The organism is Roseburia sp. 1XD42-34 (assembly GCF_009917385.1).
In the GTDB taxonomy this organism is placed as follows: domain Bacteria; phylum Bacillota; class Bacilli; order Bacillales; family Amphibacillaceae; genus Virgibacillus.
Genome location: NZ_QWLJ01000007.1, coordinates 89,338 through 110,664, shown reverse-complemented (window position 1 = coordinate 110,664; position 21,327 = coordinate 89,338). Strand labels below are relative to the sequence as shown.

Below are 21,327 nucleotides of genomic sequence, written 5' to 3'. Positions count from 1 at the left end.
ATGAGTAATGTTTTGGCCATTAATGCCGGTAGTTCATCTTTGAAATTCCAACTAATCCGAATGCCAGAGGAAGAAGTTCTTGCGAAAGGACTTGTAGAACGAATCGGACTTCATGAAGCTATATTTGAAATGAAAGCTAATGAGGAAAAGGAAAAGTTTGTTGGGGACATCCCTAATCACGAAGAAGCTGTAAAAAAATTGTTAGACGGTTTAAAAAAATCAGGTGTCATTCAGTCATTTGATGAAATTAATGCAGTTGGACACCGAGTTGTACATGGAGGAGAAAAATTTAGCGATTCTGTGTTAATTACTGAGCAGGTAATTGAAGGAATTGAAGAAATTTCTGAATTAGCACCGTTACACAATCCAGCGCATTTGACTGGAATTCACGCATTTCGCCGTATTCTTCCAGATGTTCCTATGGTTGCTGTTTTTGATACAGCATTTCACCAAACAATGCCACCTTCATCTTATTTATATAGTTTACCTTATAACTATTATGAAGATTACGGGATTCGTAAATATGGTTTTCATGGAACATCACATAAATATGTATCACAACGTGCAGCAGAACTTTTAGGTGTGCCGCTTGAAAATCTACGACTAATTTCTTGCCACTTAGGAAATGGATCTAGTATAGCTGCTATTCAAGGTGGAAAATCCATTGACACATCGATGGGCTTTACCCCGCTTGCAGGTCTGACGATGGGAACTCGTTCCGGAGATATCGATCCAGCACTTATTCCGTATATCATGGAGAAAACCGGAAAATCAGCTTCCGAAGTCGTTCATGTGTTAAATAAAGAAAGTGGAATGTTAGCTTTATCTGGTTTTTCTAGTGATTTGAGAGACATCGAGCAAAAAGCAGATGAAGACCCACGTGCCAAGCTTGCATTAGATGTATTTGCAGAGCGCATTCACAAATATTTAGGCTCTTATGCAGCAAAAATGAGTGGAGTCGATGCCATTATCTTTACTGCTGGTGTCGGAGAAAACAGTGGATTAATTCGTGAAAAAGTATTGCGTGGCTTAGAGTTTATGGGTGTGTACTGGGATCCTGCTTTAAATGATACGCGAGGAAAAGAACAATTCATAAATTATCCTCATTCTCCGGTAAAAGTAATCATTATTCCAACAAACGAAGAAGTAATGATTGCAAGAGATACCGTGCGTTTAACGGAAACAAATTGAGATAAAAGGTTTTGCGTGGTTTAACCATGACAAAACCTTTTTTGAAAGATAAGAAAGTATAAAAATTTTGGGTTTGGGATACCGATATAACGGAATAGCTACGTCCGTCGCAAGCGCCCAGCAACTAGGCGACTTCACTCCATCGCCCTACGATAAGTCATCATCGGTTGTAGCTAAGAGGAAGGTCGACTAAATACGGGATTGCCGCTCAGGCGTCGGCATACCCCTGTTTATAGTGGCATGAATCCTAAACACTTTAGTTGATTCGTTCCATTCGCTACGTTGCTAAACGGGCGCTTGCCTTTGTTCTTAAGGCTGGAATATAATGGATCAATACTCCTGGAAAAACGCAAATAACTGGTTTACGAGCAGGGCAACGTCAACAGGTAAGAAACGCGCGAAACGCTGCACTTTGGTACTTATCGTACAACAAGGACGTCACATTTAGCGTAGCGCGTTATATTTTCGGATACGCTTCCAATTAAAAATCTTTCTACTGCATTCATACCAGTTGCCCCACAAATAATTAGATCCGCTTCAAATTGTTTGGCAATATCCTTTGCAATTTTTATTTTAGGAGAACCATATTCTACACATCGAACTAAATCTTCCAGACCAGCTGCTTTCGCGTTATTAACATAGCTATCCAATAATTCTTTGGCATACTCATCCGCTCTTTCTGCTAAAGTGCGGTCGTACGCTTCTGCAGTAGCAAACGTGCGTGAATCAACAACATGTGCAAGAATAAGTCTTGCATCGTTTCGTTTAGCAATATCGAGTGATTTTTTAAATGCTTTCTCCGACGCTTCTGATCCATCTACAGCGACAACAATGTTTTTATATTTCATTTTCATCTCCCCTTCCTAATTCCACTATATACCCATTTTGCCGTAACAACAATCAAAATATGGTATTTTTACTAAATTTATTTGCGTAATAGCACCATAAATAATGGCTACACTATAAGAGAGAGGTGGGAGGAAATTGACTAAAAATCAAAAGCCGAATCAGCGTTCAGAAGAATTGTTCATAGATGAAAAAGGAATAGCTACAGTAAAAAATCAGCTGAATGAAAGCTATCAAAGTGGGGTTATTGAACAGTTGCATAATAACAAGGGAATCTATACGTTTAATAATCGGAAAAATTAATCTGCACTTGGTGGTTCAAAACGTGAAAAATGCCTGCTCATAGGCAATTTTGGTTTTTTTGAACAAATATGATAGGGGACTCCTTTCCTTGTGGGTCCCTTTCTGCTTCCTATTTTTTTCAATATTTGATACTGTTAGATTATAGATAAAAATGAACTAGGAGGTAATGGGAATATGAATATTGGAGTGCCAAAGGAAATAAAAAACAATGAGAATAGAGTAGCGATGGCTCCATCTGGTGTACTTACGTTAACAAAAGCAGGACATGAAATTTTTATTGAAACAAACGCAGGATTAGGATCAGGCTTTACTGATGAACAATATGAAGATGCTGGCGCTACAATTGTTTCAAGTGCTAAAGAAGCTTGGAGTCAAAATATGATAATGAAAGTAAAAGAGCCTTTGCCAGAAGAATACGATTATTTTCATGAAGGGCAAATATTGTTTACATACTTACATTTAGCTGCAGAGCCAGAATTAACAAAAGAACTTATTGATAAAAAAGTAACTGCTATAGCATATGAAACAGTACAATTAGCAAATAATACGTTGCCGCTTTTAACGCCTATGAGTGAAGTAGCTGGGAAAATGGCCTCGCAAATCGGTGCGCAGTTTTTGGAGAAAACAAAAGGTGGAAAGGGTATTCTTTTAAGTGGGATCCCAGGCGTAAAGCGTGCTAAAATAACGATTATTGGTGGGGGAGTTGTAGGAACAAACGCAGCAAAAATTGCAGTTGGTTTGGGTGCAGATGTAACCCTTATTGATTTAAATCCTGAGCGGCTTCGCCAGCTGGATGATATATTCGGATTTTCCATTAATACAATGATGTCAAACCCAATGAACATTAGTGTAGCATTAGCTGAGTCAGATCTTGTCATAGGTGCAGTGCTCATTCCTGGAGCTAAAGCGCCAAAATTAGTAACCGAAGAAATGGTGAAAAACATGTCGGATGGATCGGTTATCGTAGATGTAGCGATTGATCAAGGCGGAATTTTTGAAACGAGCGATCATGTAACGACACATGATAATCCAACATATACGAAGCATGGAGTCTTACATTACTCGGTAGCTAATATGCCTGGTGCTGTTCCTAGAACGTCCACAATCGGATTAACGAATGTTACTGTTCCATACGCATTGCAATTAGCGAACCAAGGTGTTGTGGCAGCTTGTCAAAATAACGAGCCGTTATTAAAAGGAGTAAATACTTGGAAAGGCTTTGTAAGCCATAGTGCGGTTGCTGCAGCTCATGGCTTGGAATACGTAGATCCGCATACATTACTTGACGCTTAATTTTTCTTTATGACCAAGACGAAAACGGCGGGGTTGTCGCCCGCCGCTTTTAAAAAAATGAGTTAAGATTTCCTGGACAATATAAGCCTATTTCTTAATCTACAATCATTAACTCTTTTGGAAAATGTGTTAAAGTTTCTGCACCGTTATCAGTCATGTAAATCATGTCCTCGATTCTAACACCACCAATATGAGGCACATATACTCCTGGCTCGATAGTGAAACTCATGTTTGGTTGTAAAGGTAACGTGTTTTCACTGTGCATAGATGGATATTCATGCGTTTCTATTCCTAATCCATGGCCAATTCGATGGGTGAAATAGGATCCATATCCACTCGCGGTGATATAGTCACGCGCTACTTGGTCTAATTTACCTACCGCTACCCCAACTTGTGCTGCTTCAATGGCCTCCTGTTCGGCAGTCAAAACGGTGTTATATATGCGTTCTTGTTCTTCGGTTATAGATTTAAAAGCAACGGTTCTTGTTATATCTGAACAATACCCTTCATAAACAACACCTAAGTCAAACAGTAGCATATCCCCATGAGCAACTTTCTTCATAGAAGGATTCCCGTGTGGAGAGGCAGTTTTTGTTCCTGATAAAACCATTGTAGCAAAGGACATTGCTTGCACACCTTGTTTTTTTAATTCATATTCAATTTTAGCAACGATTTCTAATTCAGTTACCCCATCTTTTAGCGCTTCGACTCCCGTTTTTATACCGAAATCTGCAAGCTCTGCTGCCGTTTTTAGTCGTTTATATTCCTGCTCGTTTTTAATTACTCTTAAACTAGCCAATAATTCTTCTGCATGCATCAGTTCTGTACGTGGTAAAAGCTGCTGTAACATAACGTTACGCTCTAATGTTAAATGATTAAATTCTACTCCAATGGTAGTTGGAGAAGTTTCCTTCTCGGTGATTGACTTAGCTAACATTTCCCAAGGGTTTTCATGATCTAGGTATGCAATAGTAGAGTAATTCCAACCAGCGTTTTTAGCATCTTCTTGTTCCATTGCCGGTAGAACAAGGACTGGATCTGAATATTTATTTAAGAATACCGCAACAAGCCGTTCATGAGGATCGGTATAGTAATTGGTTATGTAATATACGTTTGCTGGTGAAGTGATAAAAATGCTGTCCATGTTACTCTGTTCCATTTTCTTTAAAAGCGTTTCTATTCTTTGGTCCATGCTTTGACACTCCCTTAACTTTATATGTATTATTATAGCAAATATCCATCTTGCAAATAAAAGCAAAGGCATTGCTTTTAGTGTTTTCTTAGCGGATGTGTAAAAAATAAAGTAATCGGGTACAAATGATATATATTTGGTATAATGGATCAAAGCCAAGAAAGGAGAAGGTTAACATGAAAGTATCTTATCATGGACATTCTGTTGTACAAGTTCAAACCGATTCCCATTTGATTTTAATTGACCCATTTATTTCAGGGAATGAAGCATGTGATTTAGACGCAGCAACCATTACTCCAGATTTTATTTTATTAACACATGGTCATAATGACCATGTAGGAGATACGATTGCTATTGCAAAGCGAACAAATGCGATGATTATTGCACCTTATGAATTGGCTGAATTTATGAGGAGTAAAGGTTTAAACGTACATCCAATGCACATTGGAGGTAAGCAGACCTTTGACTTTGGAACGGTAAAGTTGACGCAAGCATTTCACGGTTCTGCATATACAGAAGACGATGGATCTGTTGTTTACACGGGTATGCCAGCAGGTATTTTACTAACGATAGAAGGAAAAACCATTTACCATTTAGGTGATACAGCTCTGTTCTCAGATTTAAAACTAATAGGGGAAATGAACGACATTGAACTTGCATTTATACCTATTGGGGATAATTTTACCATGGGTCCAGAAGATGCATTAATTGCTGCAAAATGGGTAAATGCTAACAAAGTTGTTCCCATCCATTACAATACATTTCCAGTGATTGAACAGGATGCTAAAGCATTTGCTAGTCAGGTAGATCCAGGTAGGGGGATAGCAATGGCTATTGGAGAATCAGTAAGTCTTTAATTTTTTCCTGTCATTCATATTACCGTGGGTCATATCGACTGGCTCACGGTACTTGCATTAACTTCTTCGTATTAATCCACCATTTCCATCAAGTAAGAAAAAAGAATCATTTTACAGTCGATATATGGAAACAGCAAATTGACTTAAATTGCTACAGTTCTTTTGCACGCTACCTCATTTATGTATTCCTCAAACTAACCTTAATCTCAAAAATAAAACTAAGGAGACAGTATATTGGAAACAGTTGCGCTTTTATTTGTTACTTTAAGTGGTTTCGTGTTTGGTTCCTTCTTTGTTGTAGTGGGGATGCGTTTACCGAAGGGGGAGTCGTTTGTTACAGAACGATCCCGCTGTCCAAAATGTAGTAAACGATTAAGCTGGTTTGAACTTATTCCGGTCTTATCGTTTTTATGCTTGAGTCGTAAATGCAGGCAATGTAACCACAAAATTTCTTCGGTTTACCCTCTAATAGAATTATTAACTGCTATATTATTTGCAATGAGTTATTTGTTTTTCGGCTGGAAACTAGAATTAGCTGTAGCTTTATTATTTAGCTCTTTGCTTATCATTTGCTTGGTGACAGACCTCTTTTACATGATGATCCCCGATCGATTACTGTTATTTTTTCTCCCTTTATTTATATTACTTCGAACCGTAGAACCACTTGAACCTTGGTGGGATCCATTTCAGGGAGCCTTAGTAGGCTTACTACTTCCATTGTTAGTGATTATTTTGAGTCGAGGTGGGATGGGGATGGGCGATATGAAATTATTTGGGTTACTTGGCTTGGTTTTAGGAACAACAAAGCTACTGCTATGCTTTGTACTAGCATGTATTATTGGAGCGGTTATAGGAGTTTTATTACTAGCATATCAACGTGTAAGTATTGGTAAGCCTATACCTTTTGCTCCGTATATTGTAATAGGTGCTTGGATTGCTTATTTTAATGGCGATAATCTAATTGACTTGTATATAACACGCTTCATTACATTTTATTAAAGCAGTCATGACCATTTAATATTTCCTTTCCAAAGGCGAGTAAAGCATTAATAGGAATCGTAATGCATGCATTTACGCAATGAAAGTAAGCTATTAATTTTTTCATCAGGCTGATCATTTCGATAGCATTAGTTCTATGATTGCTCTTAGCAGGTTCTTGATTACCTGTGTGTCTCATAAATTAATAAGAGAAGGAGGGAAATGATATGCGAGGGCAATATACATTGCTTCGACTTTTATTAGCCGGTTTTATGTTATATGTAGCGTGGCCATTTATACCACAGGGTACTACCTTTTTAGAACAATTATTTTGGGGAGGTTGGCTAATCTTTTTTCTTCTTGTAATCGGTGCTAATAGTGCTTCGTTATTACAAATGATTCAGCCTCCAATTATGGAACAGAAAAAAGAAACGCAACGAAAAACCTATAACCATTGAGTTTCTGCCAGTTCAACTGTATAATAAGTGATAAATAATTTATTAGTACAGTTGAAAGATGGTGTGCGAGCCATGAAAAGTAAGCATGAACAAATTATCGAACATATTCATTCATTGGAAATCGGGCATAAAATTTCCGTTAGACAAATTGCTAAAGAATTGCATGTTAGTGATGGGACAGCATATCGTGCGATTAAAGATGCAGAAAATAAGGGACTCGTCAGCACTATAGAACGTGTAGGTACGATTCGAATTGAGCAAAAGAAAAAAGATAATTTTGAACGATTAACTTTTGCAGAATTAATCAATATTGTAGAAGGTCATGTGCTTGGTGGACGAGAAGGGCTGCATAAGACGTTAAATAAATTTGTTATTGGAGCAATGCAGCTAGATGACATGATGCGTTATACAGAGGCTGATTCCTTATTGATTGTAGGCAATCGGACGAAAGCACATGAACTAGCTATTAAAGAAGGTGCTGCAGTCCTGATTACCGGAGGCTTTGATACAGAAGAGGGCATAAAAAGGCTTGCAGACGAAAGGAAACTACCTATCATCTCTACTAGCTATGACACGTTTACAGTGGCAGCTATGATTAACAGGGCGATCTACGACCAGCTGATAAAAAAGGAAATTGTTTTGGTTGAAGATATTTATACGCCTTATGAAAAGTCCTATTATCTAAAAGATAAGGACAAGGTTGCTGATTGGTATGCATTAAATAAACAATCGAGGCACACCAGGTTTCCAGTGGTTGATGATCGAATGCGTGTTTTGGGAATGGCGACGTCAAAGGATGTAGTTGGGAAATCAGATGATACGATGATTACTAAGGTAATGAGCAAACAACCTAAAACGGTTCAAACGAATGTATCGTTAGCTTCAGTCGCCCACTTAATGGTATGGGAAGGTATTGAAGTGATCCCTGTAGCTGATGAGCAAAATCAATTGCAAGGTATTGTATCAAGACAGGACGTTTTAAAAGCATTGCAACAAAATCAACGGCAGCCGCAAGTTGGCGAGACCATTGATGATATTGTATCACGAAATATAGTAGAATCAGAACGGGAACAAGGGGTTTTTGAAACCAAAGTTGCCCCGCAAATGACGAATCAATTAGGGACATTATCCAGCGGTGTTTGTACTGCTTTGATGACAGAGGCAAGCAGAAGGTTACTGATGCAATATAAAAAAGGTGACTTAGTGGCAGAAAATTTAACGGTTTATTTTATTAAGCCCGTGCAAATCGATAGTACATTACGTATCCAACCAAAGCTTTTGGAAATTGGCAGAGTATATGCCAAAATTGATATTGAGATATATGAAGAGCATAAGCTTGCTAGCAAAGGCTTATTAATGGCTCAATTGATGAATCGCTAGAAAAAAGAAGGCAGAACATAAAGAAACGTGCAATTTAAAAAGATGACCAATCGTATGCTAAAGCTCCGGAAGTTTTCGTAGACCTAGGGTTCGGTGAGACCTCGTACTTTGCAATTCAAGAGTACGAGAGTCTTGCCAACCACGTAGTATATTTCCAGTGTGAGTTAGTGCATCAACATATTAGTTGATGGCGTTTTATTCACGTATCTGCCAACCGTATAATTTTCATCTGTAGTAGACGCAAATCAACGGTTTACTACAGCTAAAGAGGTTCGGTTGTTACGACATGTTTAATCGCTTCCATTCGTTTTTGTAGTACTTTACTTCTTTTATACCGCGATGAAGAAGTGGAATAGCAAAAACAAGAAATACAATTCCAACAAACAATGAAATACGAGTTTGGTAAAAAATGTATTGATTAATAGTGAATGCTACGAGGAAGCTACCTAAGCAGATTCGTGATTTAGCATGAAAATAAGCTTGTTTTAATCCATCATTCGTGTTTAGAATTGCTACTTTGTAATAGATCCAAAGTACAAATGACAGTACAGTAATGATTGCAAAAATAAGCATATGATCTCTCCTTAGTTAAATTCTGTTCAACAAGTCTTGTTACAACTTGGAATTTCATTCTTTTATCATTTCAATGCAATCGATTCTTTGTCCATTTTACCTTTTTTCAATTGATTTTGCTACAGATAGACAATAATAATTCTCGAGTAGGTGATCGTTTGGAGCACATATTAGAAGCAATTAAACAATATTCCACAGTGATTGTGCATCGGCATGTACGTCCAGATCCTGACGCAATTGGTTCCCAAGTAGGGCTAAAAGAATTGATTAAACACTCTTTTCCTGATAAAGAAGTCTATGCTGTTGGGGAAGAAGAACCTTCTTTATCTTTTTTAGCAAAAATGGATATTATTTCAGATGAGCAGTATAAAGGAGCACTTGTTATTGTTTGTGATACTGCGAACACGAGCCGAATTTCTGACCAGCGCTTCAATTTAGGAGACAAATTAATTAAGATTGATCACCACCCTAACGTAGACGAATATGGAGATATTCAATGGGTTAATACAGCAGCCAGTTCGACAAGTGAGATGATTTATGACCTCTATGCGGCTGCTGAAAACAAGGATTTAAGTCTTACAGATGAGGTTGCTCGGTTACTATACGCTGGTATTGTAGGTGATACAGGAAGGTTTTTATATCCAAGCACTACGAAAAAAACGTTTAACATCGCTGCACAACTGATTACGTATCATTTCAACCGTTCTGCTATTTATGACAATATGTACAGCATAAAGAGTAATTTAGCAAAGCTAAAAGGATATATTTATCAGCACTTCCATGAGGAAGCAGAGGGCATGACCTATGTAAAATTGACAAAAGAACTTCTGCAGCAATTTGGCGTTAAACCTAATGATACAGGACAACTTGTTAGTGTCTTAGGTGATGTGGAAGGAATAATCGCTTGGGTCATATTTATTGAAGAAGAGGAAAGTATTCGTGTTCGTTTAAGATCAAAAGGACCAATCATTAACCAATTAGCAGCTAAATATAATGGTGGGGGGCATCCAATGGCTTCTGGTGCAACTGTAACAACATGGGAAGAAGCTGATCAGGTCATTGCTGATTTACAAACGGTATGTAAAGCTTACCGGAATAGCTGCTGAAGTTTGCTAGCAGGGTTAAATTGATAAGGAGTGAAAGCGTGAGCGTTGTAAAATCGAACAAAGGCGCAGAGCGCCCGTTTAGCAACGTAGCGAATGGAACGAATCAACGATAGATAAAGGGAACCTTCCATCAGCGGGGGTTTCTTCATCCTTGCTGGTTAGTACCCAAGGGTATGACCTAAATGCCTCTTACGAAATAGGGGATTTAGATGCTGTTACCTCCCGCTTCGACTTGTTCCGCTCACATCTTCCATTCTTAAAATGGGAGTCTACAACGCCTTTTTTTACGAGATAAAGGAATCATACTACTAAAACAAGGGTATACCGACGTCTGGGCGGTAAGCCCGTTTTTTTAGTCGGCCTTCCTCTTAGAAACGAACCGATGGTGGCTTATCTTAGGGGATGGAGCCGGACGTGACTGTTCGGTTATTTTGTTATCCTCAAGCCACCTCATTTTATGCTTTCTTATCTTACAAAGAAGGGGCTTTTAGCGTATCAAGTGAACATCACTTGATACGCTAAAAGCCCCTTCCAGGATTGGATAATTGACTAGTAGATTATCTAGGAGAGTATGCTGGATTATGAGGTTCTCTTGTTATTGTCGACCGGAATAAACCAGCAACCAGAAGTGGTCTCTTCATAAATGACTTGTAAATGCTCTTTTTCGATATCGCGCTTCATTAACCGGATTAATTCTTGAGATTCTGCATATGCGGAGTCTCCTTGTTTTAAGCGTGCAATTTTCTCATCTTTTTGCTTTCTGCGGCTGATTACCCACATGATTTATCTACTCCTTTCCCTAGGATTTAATTAAGCTAAATCTTGTTCAAGTTGCAACATACTCATGCATTATACTGAAAGAGTAACCATTCTTGTTATACGTTAATAGCAAGAATATTAAAATGCATTGAAGTGAGCATACTTTGTTATTTTTAGTATAAACGATATTCATGCTAACCATGAATAATTTTCGGATATTTCATAAAACGTTCATAAAATAAATTTTAATGGAAATAAAAAGAAATTTGGCTCTCAGGTGCTCTAAGATTTCACCTTAGCAGTTGGATAATCTATATACAGCAATAAGCCTAAGTTGGAGGTAATAGCATCTAAATGCCTAATCCGTTCAAATGCCTTTAGGTCAATGCCATTACAGAACTACCAAACCATGGGGGATGAATGAAAATCCTAATTGATTAAGGTTTTACTTTATCCTTTTTATCCTTCGGTATTCTTCAACCAATCGAGGTGAAAAATCCTACTAATTATAGTTTCATTTTTGCATTGGATCATAGGTTAGTTGGATCGTTCTGCTTCGGCTGTTATTTTTATATGGTTGGAGATAATGAGTTTCGTAATGGAAAAGGAGTAATCAAATTCTTCTACGGTGAAAGCTTTATTTTCCAGTGCAGCTGCGATTAAGCTATCACTTTCAGCAATGATGGTTAAGTCTTTACCGATGATATGCTTTAATTCTTCTTGGACAAGCTCCTCTAATTTACCAGCTATTAATCGATCCATTCGCAATTCATCCGTGTTTTCTACTGTAAATGAAATAGATTCAACACTCACTTGTTCTGCTGATTTTTCATTTAGTTCGTCATTATCCTCCAGAAGTGACTCATTTTGAGTTCGCAGTTGACTAATTTCATTTTGCATTTCATGATTTCGGATGATTAGATCTTCATACATTTTGCCGTACATATAAAGTAAAGAACAATATGCCAGTATACCACCAACCATTACCCCAACGAAAAAACGTTGCCATGTCGCTTTTTTATGATATGGTGGAATATGCATTACGCGATGTCCTCCTGTGTTAGCCAGTTAAGCAGTAAGATGGCTGTTTTCACTCCACCCATTGCGGATAGGATGAATAGTGCTTGTTTAAATAAATCCATCGTAGAGCCATCATAAATACCTCTTTCAAAATTGGCAATTGCATCGAATGTACCCCCAATAGCGGCTACGATCGCCCATATTCGCAATTGAACTGCAATTCGTCCAATTTCTGTTAAAGGTGCGTTTCCAGTAACAAAGGCACCAATACTTCCGATAATGGAGCCGCCTATAACTACCCCAAAAGCTATAAAGTAACAATGGATAAATGTTTCGAAAAAACGTTCTTCCATATTAATTAGCCTCCTTCCGTCTAACCTCGGCAAAATGAATTTTCAGATTGTGAAGGTAGCAGTTGCTTCCAATAGATTCATCTGGAATAATCATACGTAATCCCCTGCTTATTCTCAGGAATATATAGCGTTTAAATAAATAGCTTAAAATATGCTAAGGATGACGAAATTTATGTTTTCCACGTTGACCCCGTATATAAGGTGCAGTAAATCTTTTGCTTTAGGAGTTAAATTATCTGTACTGCAATAAGTCTAAGTGGGAGATAGTAGCAGCTAAATGCGCTATTTCGTAAAGAAGCCTTTAGGTCTTCCCCCTGCCCTACTACTAACAAGCTGTGTGGGTGAATAAAAATTCCACTGATTGGATGATTCATTTTATCTCTCTTCGAATCACAGGTGGAAGTGCATAGCGCAATGCTTGTACTTTTTTCATCCGTGTTTCTAAGAGCAGACCTAAAAACAACCAGGTCTAAAACTTGAATTAAACGTAGCATGGCATTTTGAATGGACTAGTATATATTTATGAAGCAACAGAATAAGTTATGCTAACGACGGCATTTCCTTATGCACGTTCTACATAGATTGGTATAATATTGGATAGAGCATGTAAAGGCGGGATACAATGGCTTATACACACTTACAAATACGGAGCAGCTATAGCCTGTTAAAAAGCACCATAACGATTGAAAAGTTAGTGAAGCGAGCAGCGGAACTAGAGTATTCTGCTTTAGCTCTAACAGATGAGCACGTATTGCATGGTGCAATATCATTTTATAAAGCATGTCAACAACATGGAATAAAACCAATTATTGGTATGACTGTTTTGGTTGGAGATAGTCAAACAGAAGCTTATGAAATAATTGTTTTGGCTAAAACAAATCAGGGGTTTCATGATCTTGTCAAACTAAGTACATGGATTCAGACGCAGGACCAGTCTTTTGTACCACTGGAACATTTCATGCCATTCACAGCAAATTGTATTGGCATACTTTCTTTACAGCATGGCGTTATTAAAGAACAATTGCGGGCGAAATCATTTGCTGATGTAAATCAGCATGTATCGACGTATCGAGCTTGTTTTGAGGAAAATGATTTTTATTTAGGGGTAGAGTCGTATGGAAATGAGGGAGACGAACGAATTTTTTTTTCAGAGGTAAAACAATTTCAGAAAATGTATCATGACCCGGTAGTTTCTATTCATGATGTTCGTTACCTTAACAAGAAGGACGTGATTGCATATGACTGTTTACAAGCAATGAAACAACAACAGCATTGGGATGGCAATCATATAGATGGAAAGTGGCGTAATCATCATTTATGTACGGCAGGGGAAATGAGGCAATTTTTCTCTGACTGGCCGGAGACTATCGATGAAACGACCAGAATTGCTGAAAAATGTAATCTCAGCTTTGATTTTGAAAAGCGGCACATCCCTTCCTTCCCTTTGCCAGAGCAGGAAGAGGCACATCCATATTTAACCACAAAATGCCTTGAACTGTTGCCACAAAAATATACAGAAGTAACTACTGAAATTCATCAGCGGTTAATGTATGAGCTTTCCATAATAGAGCAAATGAGATTTAGTGATTACTTTTTAATTGTTGCGGATTTTGTGGGTTTTGCAAAGACAAACAATATTGTTGTTGGACCGGGAAGAGGCTCTGCAACAGGTTCTTTAGTTGCTTATGTATTAGGAATTACAGATGTTGATCCAATCAAGTACGGTTTATTATTTGAGCGTTTTCTTAATCCAAATCGAAAGACAATGCCTGACATTGATATTGATTTCTCAGATGTTCGCCGAGACGAAGTGATGGAGTATGTGCAACAAAAATACGGTGCAGACCACGTAGCACAAATTATTACGTTTGGAACATTTGCTGCCCGTTCTTTAATGAGAGAGCTTATTAAAACGATGGATATTAACAAACAAGATGCTTCGTTTGTGTTACGTCATATTCCGGTACAATCAAAACGAAATCTTGTGCAAATTATTTATGAATCTGAAGAGTTAAGAAATTATATTAAACGTTCAACCTCTTTACGGCAGTTATTTGCGGTAGCTTCTGTATTGGAAGGGATTCCTAGACATATATCGACGCATGCGGCTGGTATTGTTATTTCAGAAGCTCCGTTAAAGGAGTATGCGCCGTTAACTTCTGGAACAGGAACAATGTATTTAACGCAATATACAATGAATGATGTAGAAGCGATAGGGCTATTAAAGATTGATTTGTTAGGCTTACGAAACTTAACACTTTTGGAAAAGGTACTCCAAAAAATTGGTTATGAATATGGAAAACACATTTCTTTAAAGGATATTCCTAAACAAGATGAATTAACCTTTTCATTATTACAGCAGGCTAGAACAAATGGTGTGTTTCAATTGGAATCTCAAGGGATGAAGCAAGTGTTGCAAGAATTAAAGCCAACTGATTTTGAGGATATCGTTGCAGTTAACGCACTATATCGTCCAGGTCCGATGGATTTTATTTCTACTTATATCAGAAGAAAACATGGGCTAGAGAAAGTTACTTATCCGCATCCGGATCTTGCGCCTATTTTAGAGAAAACGTATGGTGTGTTAATTTATCAAGAACAAATTATGCAAATTGCTCATCGAATTGCTGGTTTTTCGCTCGGAAAAGCGGATATTCTCCGCAGGGCTGTTAGTAAAAAGCAAGAAAGTAAAATCGAAGAGCAAAAGTCTGCTTTTATAAAAGGGTGTACCCAGCAAGGATATAGTTCATCAATGGCTAATGAATTGTTTGCATGGATCGTTCGTTTTTCTAATTATGGTTTTAATCGAAGCCATGCTGTGGCGTATAGCATTATCTCTTATCAACTCGCTTATTTGAAAGCTCATTACCCACAAGCATTTTTTGCGGAGTTACTTAGTGCTTTCATGCAACAACATCAAAAGCTTGCGCTGTATTGGAAAGAAATGAAGGAATTAGGCTTAACATTACTGGGTCCTTCTATCAATGCCAGCTTTGGAAAGTACGCAGTGGAAGGAAAGCATATTCGAATGGGCTTGCTGCAAATTAAAGGGATAGGAAATCAGGTTGTTGCTGAAATTGTGCGCGCGCGTAACGATCGGCCATTTCGTAATTTGTTCGATTTTTGCTTGCGTGTATCGCTTAAAGTAATTACCCGCCACGTTATCGAATTACTTATTATGGCTGGGGCGTTTGATGATCTATATAATAATCGCGCTAGTTTATTAGCTTCCATTGACCAAGCAATGGAACAAGGTGAATTATTTGGGGAGTTTCAAGAACAGGGAAGCTTCTTTGCCAATGATCTTAAGTTGGAAGGGGAATATGCTAATATAGAGGATTTTCCGCAAATCAAGAAGCTTACTGATGAAAAAGAATTACTCGGTATATATATATCAAGTCACCCTATCACTGCTTACCGTGAATTATTACGGCGTGCAGGGTATATATCATTACAAAGAGCAAGAAAAGCGGGAAATGGCTATAAGCATCAAAGTGGCTGTATCATTCAATTCATTAGAACCATTCGTACTAAGCGTGGTGACCCCATGGCTTTTATTACCATTAGCGATGAAACGGATGAGATGGAAGCAGTCGTCTTTCCAGAATTATATCGGCAAGTACATCGTTGGTGGAAAGAAGGGATGCTCGTAATAGTACAAGGGAAGCTAGAAAACAGAAATAAGGGGCTACAAACATTATTATCATCTGTAGAAATTTTAAATGAAACGAAACTAGGTGATACCTGCCATGGTCGTTTATTTATTAAATTATCAAGTGAAGATATAGAAGCTGATTTAGCCAAGTTAAAGGAAATAGCTTTTCATTTCCCGGGGAATACACCTGTCATTGTTTTTCAAGAAAGGTTGCAACAAACGTATCAATTAGCCAATGATTATGACCTTCATCCAAGTCCACGATGTTTACAATGTCTACGCGCCTATTTTGGGGCGGAGCAGGTTGTCTTGGATAAGTAAACGAATATAGTTTATCCCGGATATAAGGTGCTGTAAGACTCCTACTTCAGGAGTTAGATAATCATCTGTACTTACAATAAGTCGAAGTGTCGAAGTTGGAGATAACAGCACCTAAATCCCCTACTTCGTAAAAGGCCTTTAGGTTATAACCTTGTGGTACTAACCACCAGCAGGGATGAATAAAAACGCCGTTGGTTGAAGGTTAACTTTATGGAGCCCAAAGTAATGATGGATGCTTGTTTCTGTTTTTCTTATAAGAATAAGAGAGCATAAAATGAGGTGCTTGGGGATAACGAAATAATCGGATAGCCACGTTCTGCGCATGAGCCTCGCAATGAGGCAACTTTAGAAATCCGCCCTCCGATAAAGCCTCATCGGTACGTCGCTACTAGGAAGGTCGACTAAAAACGGGCTTGCTGTCCAGACGTCGATATGCCCGTGTTTTAGTGGCATGATTCCTTTACCTTTAGTTGATTGCTAACTGGGCGCTCTGCACCTTTGTTCAGAGATAAGAAAGTATAAAAATTTTGGCATTGGGATACCGATATAACGGAATAGTCACGTCTGGCTCCAGCGCCCAGCAACTAGGCGACTTCACGAAATCGCCTTCCGATAAGTCATCATCGGTTCGAGGTTAAGAGGAAGGCCGACTAAAAACGGGCTTGCCGCTCAGGCGTCGGCATACTCCTGTTGCAGGAGTATGATTCCTAAAATAAAACTTTAGTTGATTCGATCCAGTCGCTACGTTGCTAAACGGGCGCTCTGCGCCTTTGTTCCACTATAGGAAAGGATAAGGTTTTTTTGGTTTATAGTATAAGAAAAACAAAGGCTTCCGCCATAGGACTTGGCGACAAGCCAAGTTTTTCTAAGATCAGTTTAACTTATTTCATTGTTTAAACGGTAGAATAGCATCACTTTACAGAAAACATGCATCTGTTATAATAAAATAGTTACCGGTGGTCTGACCACTGTTGGATGGAAGAAATTATTTTTTCTACGAAAGGGAGCGAATATTAAAAATGGCAAGCTTACGAGATAAAGCGCTACATGTTCATAAAGTAAATAAAGGAAAACTAACCACGCATTCCAAAATACCTGTAACCAATGCTGAAGAATTAAGTTTAGCATACTCTCCGGGCGTTGCAGAGCCATGTAAAGAAATTCACGATCGTGTAGAGACGGTCTACGATTATACCATGAAGGGAAATATGGTTGCGGTTGTCAGTGATGGTTCAGCAGTATTAGGTCTTGGTAATATCGGTGCAGAGGCTGCGCTTCCAGTAATGGAAGGAAAGTCTGTTTTATTTAAAAGCTTTGCCGGAGTAGACTCGTTCCCTATTTGTTTAGGCACTCAAGAAGTAGAAGAAATTGTACAGACTGTTAAATTAATGGAACCTACATTTGGTGGAGTGAATTTAGAGGATATTGCAGCACCGAAGTGTTTTATTATTGAAGAACGATTAAAAAAAGAAACTAATATCCCTATTTTTCATGATGATCAACACGGAACAGCTATTGTTACTGTGGCGGGGTTGATTAATGCGTTAACATTAGTTGGAAAATCATTTTCGGATATTAAAGTCGTTGCTAATGGAGCTGGAGCAGCTGGAATAGCAATTATTAAATTGCTCTATTTCTTCGGTGTTCGCGACATGATTATGTGTGACTCACGAGGAGCTATTTATGAAGGGCGTCCAGCAGGAATGAATGAAGTAAAGGAACGTGTAGCGACGTTTACGAATCAAGCTAAAAAATCAGGCAGTCTCGAAGAAATGCTTGAGGGTGCAGATGTCTTTATTGGGGTATCTGTCGGAGGAGCATTGACGAAGGAAATGGTCGAAAAAATGAATGATGATCCAATTATTTTTGCGATGGCTAATCCGGAACCGGAAATTATGCCAGAAGTTGCAAAAGCAGCTGGTGCGAAAGTAATAGGAACTGGAAGATCTGATTTTCCAAACCAGGTAAACAATGTTCTTGCTTTCCCAGGAATCTTTCGTGGGGCATTGGATGTTCGAGCTACGAGAATTAATGAAAAAATGAAAGTCGCAGCTGCAAATGCAATTGCCTCTCTTATTTCGGAAAGCGAATTACATGAAGATTATGTCATCCCTGCTCCATTTGATCCGAGAGTAGCACCAATCGTAGCGAAAAGTGTGGCTAAAGCTGCAATGGAATCCGGGGTAGCGAGAATAGAAGTGGATCCAGAAGAAATCGCTGAAAAGACAAGAAAACTCACTCAAATTGATGATAAATAATCTGTTAAAAGGAGTGAACCATGGCAGTGTCCATGTCACATAAACAGAAAGTGTATCAAGGGATTTTACAAAAGATTCGGCACTATATGGATACCCAACACTTGCAACCAGGCGATAAGCTCCCGTCAGAAAGGGAGCTTGCGCAGACGCTTGGAGCAGGGCGATCTTCTATCCGAGAGGCATTACGTGCTATGGAGTTTTTAGGATTAATTGAAACGCGACGCGGCGAAGGGACGTTTTTAAGTACATATCAGTCGTTTCAAACGGTCGAGCTACTTGCTTCCTTCATCTTGCGAGAGAGCAAAACAAGGATAGATTTAGCAGAAACCTTAAGAATATTAGAAAAAGAAGCTGCAAAATTAGTTTTTTCTAAGTTTACGGAACAAGATGTAAATTACTTGCAAGTAATTCTGTGTAAACAAGATCAAACATTAGAGGAAACGCATGCTGTTTTTTTTCGGTATATCTTTGAGAGGTCTAACAACCGGCTATTAACAAAAGTGTGGCGCTTAATGTATGAGTTTTTGGCGACAGCTGAAGGAATTAGCTATCCAAGAGGTTTTTATGAAGAGTTAATTCAGCTATACGCAACAAACCATTATGATGGAATTGAACTGTTGTATCTAGAATTAGCAAAGAAATGACTTATAGGATTGACGTTTTTTGACAGTATTTTTTCTTTGGTTTATGTATAATGGCTAAAAGAACTTTTTATTTTGTTGCATAGACAATAGACGACTTGCGCATATACGAGGAAATGATTTGCTATTCCTTTCAAATACGTGTTTAAGTGGGAACGTATTTCATTTCTAATCCGTATAAAAGCTGATACGTATTTGGGGTTGTTTTGAAAAAAGGAGGAATTGTCTTGCTTAAAGATCTTTTTGGCAAGCGAAAGAGGTATGCATCCATCCCGAGTGAACAAGCAAAAGCGGATGTACCAGAAGGTTTGATGCAAAAGTGTAGCGGATGTCATAAAATTTATTATCGTAAAGAAATGAATAAAAACTTACAAGTTTGTCCAAAGTGTGATTACCATCATCCATTACAGGCTTGGCATCGCATTGATACATTATTTGATGAGGCAAGTTTTCAAGAATGGGACGAGCAGTTAACGACTGGCAACCCTTTGGATTTTCCAGGGTATGAGGAAAAGCTTAAGAAAGATCAAGCCAAAACAGGGCTTCGTGAAGCTGTAATTACTGGAAAAGGTACAATAGAAGGCAAGGAAACAGCTTTTGCTGTTATGGATTCTACATTTCGCATGGGAAGCATGGGGTCTGTAATCGGTGAAAAAATAGCTCGTGCTATTGAGCGAGCAAAAGAAGAAGGGATCCCATTTATTATTTTTACTGCTTCGGGTGGAGCAAGAATGCAAGAAGGATTACTTAGTTTAATGCAAATGGCAAAAACGGCAATAGCTGTGAAACGTTTTAGTGATGCGGGTGGTTTAATGATCTCTGTAATGACGCATCCGACTACAGGTGGAGTTTCTGCAAGCTTTGCTTCTATTGGAGATTATAACCTGGCGGAACCTGGTGCTCTAATTGGTTTTGCCGGAAGACGAATAGTGGAACAAACCATCAGGGAAAAGTTACCTGATGATTTCCAGACAGCTGAATTTCAACTGAAGCATGGTCAATTGGATAAAGTGGTGCATCGTTCTGATATGAAAAGTACGTTAGCGCTATTGTTGTCGTTTCATCAAAAAGGTGGGAAAGAATCATGAAGCAAGTGTTGGATTTTGAAAAGCCGATTGTAGACTTAAAAGATAAAATTGCAGAATTAAAACGCTTTACAGCCGATAGCGATATCAATTTAACAGAAGAAATTACGACATTGGAAAAACGCCTTACTGTGCTGGAAGATGATATTTATAGTAACTTGCGGCCATGGGATCGAGTTCAATTAGCAAGACACCCTGAACGACCAACGACCTTAGATTATATTGAGCAATTATTTACGGATTTTATAGAATTTCATGGAGACCGTTCGTTTGGGGATGATGCTGCTATTGTTACAGGTATCGCTTTTTATAAAGGAAAGCCAGTAACTATAATTGGGCACCAGCGTGGAAAGGATACGAAAGAAAACATTCGACGTAATTTTGGAATGCCACACCCGGAAGGGTATCGAAAAGCATTGCGCCATATGAAACAAGCAGAAAAATTTTCTCGTCCAATTATTTGCTTCATTGATACAAAAGGAGCTTATCCAGGAAAAGCCGCAGAAGAAAGAGGGCAAAGTGAAGCTATTGCGAGGAATTTGATGGAAATGGCTGGATTGACAGTCCCAATTATTTGCATTGTCATTGGGGAAGGTGGCAGCGGAGGCGCATTGGCATTGGGAGTAGGCGATGAAATCCATATGTTAGAAAATAGTACGTACTCGGTTATTTCTCCAGAAGGGGCAGCTTCTATATTGTGGAAAGATGCAAGCTATGCGCAACGCGCTGCAGAGTCGATGAAAATAACCGCTTACGACTTGAAGAAACTTGGGTTGATTGATCAAATAGTTCCTGAACCAAAAGGTGGGGCGCATCGTGATTTAAATCAGCAAGCAGGTTACTTGGATCAAGTAATAGCCGATTCTTTACGGTCATTAGAGCCATATTCTGTTGAGGAATTACTTGAAAAAAGATGGGAAAAGTATAAGCAAATGGGTTCCTATCAATCCTCCTAAAGATATATAAGACAGCTCATACAAAAATTCGGTTCGTTTCGTGCCATATAGCTGTTTAAATTATGTTCAAAAAGTAATAGAGCTTGGGATTAGTGCATCTAT

General features: G+C 38.5%; 17 protein-coding genes and 1 pseudogene. 12 read left to right on the top strand and 6 right to left on the bottom strand.

Annotated features, from left to right (window positions below; translation table 11 throughout):
- On the top strand, positions 1 to 1,191 hold the full coding sequence (locus D1839_RS05910) for an acetate kinase (RefSeq protein WP_120379106.1): 1,191 nt from the start codon (positions 1 to 3) through the stop codon (positions 1,189 to 1,191).
- Positions 1,192 to 1,610: 419 nt separating this feature from the next.
- Here D1839_RS05910 and D1839_RS05905 read toward each other — a convergent pair whose 3' ends face one another.
- Complete coding sequence (locus tag D1839_RS05905) at positions 1,611 to 2,039, bottom strand: universal stress protein (protein WP_286164735.1); 429 nt, start codon at positions 2,037 to 2,039, stop codon at positions 1,611 to 1,613.
- A 136-nt stretch (positions 2,040 to 2,175) separates the two neighbouring features.
- Between D1839_RS05905 and D1839_RS05900 the strand changes: the two genes are divergently transcribed.
- Both D1839_RS05900 and ald read left to right on the top strand, forming a co-directional pair.
- A complete protein-coding gene (locus tag D1839_RS05900) occupies positions 2,176 to 2,340 on the top strand; it encodes a hypothetical protein (RefSeq protein ID WP_166554441.1) in 165 nt (54 codons plus the stop codon).
- A gap of 174 nt (positions 2,341 to 2,514) precedes the next feature.
- Positions 2,515 to 3,633, top strand: a complete 1,119-nt coding sequence (gene ald, locus D1839_RS05895; protein ID WP_120379104.1) for an alanine dehydrogenase — start codon at positions 2,515 to 2,517, stop codon at positions 3,631 to 3,633.
- 94 nt (positions 3,634 to 3,727) lie between these two features.
- On the opposite strand, the gene D1839_RS05890 is transcribed toward ald, so the two are convergent.
- Positions 3,728 to 4,825, bottom strand: a complete 1,098-nt coding sequence (locus D1839_RS05890) for a M24 family metallopeptidase (RefSeq protein ID WP_120379103.1) — start codon at positions 4,823 to 4,825, stop codon at positions 3,728 to 3,730.
- A 176-nt stretch (positions 4,826 to 5,001) separates the two neighbouring features.
- Between D1839_RS05890 and D1839_RS05885 the strand changes: the two genes are divergently transcribed.
- The 4 genes from D1839_RS05885 to D1839_RS05870 all read left to right on the top strand — a co-directional run bounded on the left by D1839_RS05885 (position 5,002) and on the right by D1839_RS05870 (position 8,498).
- Positions 5,002 to 5,682, top strand: a complete 681-nt coding sequence (locus D1839_RS05885; RefSeq protein ID WP_120379102.1) for a metal-dependent hydrolase — start codon at positions 5,002 to 5,004, stop codon at positions 5,680 to 5,682.
- A gap of 234 nt (positions 5,683 to 5,916) precedes the next feature.
- Positions 5,917 to 6,681, top strand: coding sequence for a prepilin peptidase (locus tag D1839_RS05880; protein ID WP_120379101.1), 765 nt, complete (start codon positions 5,917 to 5,919; stop codon positions 6,679 to 6,681).
- Between the two features lie 206 nt (positions 6,682 to 6,887).
- Positions 6,888 to 7,118, top strand: a complete 231-nt coding sequence (locus D1839_RS05875; RefSeq protein WP_120379100.1) for a hypothetical protein — start codon at positions 6,888 to 6,890, stop codon at positions 7,116 to 7,118.
- 72 nt (positions 7,119 to 7,190) lie between these two features.
- Positions 7,191 to 8,498 (top strand): DRTGG domain-containing protein, encoded by a 1,308-nt coding sequence (locus tag D1839_RS05870; protein WP_120379099.1) that lies wholly within the window; start codon positions 7,191 to 7,193, stop codon positions 8,496 to 8,498.
- 279 nt (positions 8,499 to 8,777) lie between these two features.
- On the opposite strand, the gene D1839_RS05865 is transcribed toward D1839_RS05870, so the two are convergent.
- Complete coding sequence (locus D1839_RS05865; RefSeq protein WP_120379098.1) at positions 8,778 to 9,071, bottom strand: YtpI family protein; 294 nt, start codon at positions 9,069 to 9,071, stop codon at positions 8,778 to 8,780.
- 158 nt (positions 9,072 to 9,229) lie between these two features.
- Between D1839_RS05865 and D1839_RS05860 the strand changes: the two genes are divergently transcribed.
- Complete coding sequence (locus D1839_RS05860) at positions 9,230 to 10,177, top strand: DHH family phosphoesterase (RefSeq protein WP_120379097.1); 948 nt, start codon at positions 9,230 to 9,232, stop codon at positions 10,175 to 10,177.
- A 579-nt stretch (positions 10,178 to 10,756) separates the two neighbouring features.
- Here D1839_RS05860 and D1839_RS05855 read toward each other — a convergent pair.
- From D1839_RS05855 to D1839_RS05845, 3 genes are all read right to left on the bottom strand, one after another.
- The gene (locus D1839_RS05855) at positions 10,757 to 10,957 is read right to left on the bottom strand and encodes a hypothetical protein (RefSeq protein WP_050353366.1); all 201 of its coding nucleotides are present in this window, start codon (positions 10,955 to 10,957) and stop codon (positions 10,757 to 10,759) included.
- 516 nt (positions 10,958 to 11,473) lie between these two features.
- Positions 11,474 to 11,977: a sporulation membrane protein YtrI gene (ytrI, locus tag D1839_RS05850; protein ID WP_120379096.1), complete on the bottom strand. Its 504-nt coding sequence runs from the start codon at positions 11,975 to 11,977 to the stop codon at positions 11,474 to 11,476.
- Positions 11,977 to 12,309 (bottom strand): YtrH family sporulation protein, encoded by a 333-nt coding sequence (locus tag D1839_RS05845; RefSeq protein WP_050353363.1) that lies wholly within the window; start codon positions 12,307 to 12,309, stop codon positions 11,977 to 11,979. Before D1839_RS05845 ends, ytrI begins: the two co-directional genes overlap by 1 nt.
- Before the next feature lie 622 nt (positions 12,310 to 12,931).
- On the opposite strand from D1839_RS05845, the gene dnaE reads away from it, so the two are divergent.
- From dnaE to accA, 4 genes and pseudogenes are all read left to right on the top strand, one after another.
- Positions 12,932 to 16,285 (top strand): DNA polymerase III subunit alpha, encoded by a 3,354-nt coding sequence (gene dnaE, locus D1839_RS05840; RefSeq protein WP_120379095.1) that lies wholly within the window; start codon positions 12,932 to 12,934, stop codon positions 16,283 to 16,285.
- A gap of 1,019 nt (positions 16,286 to 17,304) precedes the next feature.
- Positions 17,305 to 18,543, top strand: coding sequence for an NAD(P)-dependent malic enzyme (locus D1839_RS05835; RefSeq protein ID WP_120379094.1), 1,239 nt, complete (start codon positions 17,305 to 17,307; stop codon positions 18,541 to 18,543).
- A gap of 20 nt (positions 18,544 to 18,563) precedes the next feature.
- The gene (locus D1839_RS05830) at positions 18,564 to 19,187 is read left to right on the top strand and encodes a FadR/GntR family transcriptional regulator (RefSeq protein ID WP_120379093.1); all 624 of its coding nucleotides are present in this window, start codon (positions 18,564 to 18,566) and stop codon (positions 19,185 to 19,187) included.
- A gap of 224 nt (positions 19,188 to 19,411) precedes the next feature.
- A pseudogene (accA, locus tag D1839_RS21280) lies at positions 19,412 to 21,225 on the top strand (acetyl-CoA carboxylase carboxyl transferase subunit alpha).
- The last annotated feature ends 102 nt before the right edge of the window (positions 21,226 to 21,327 follow it).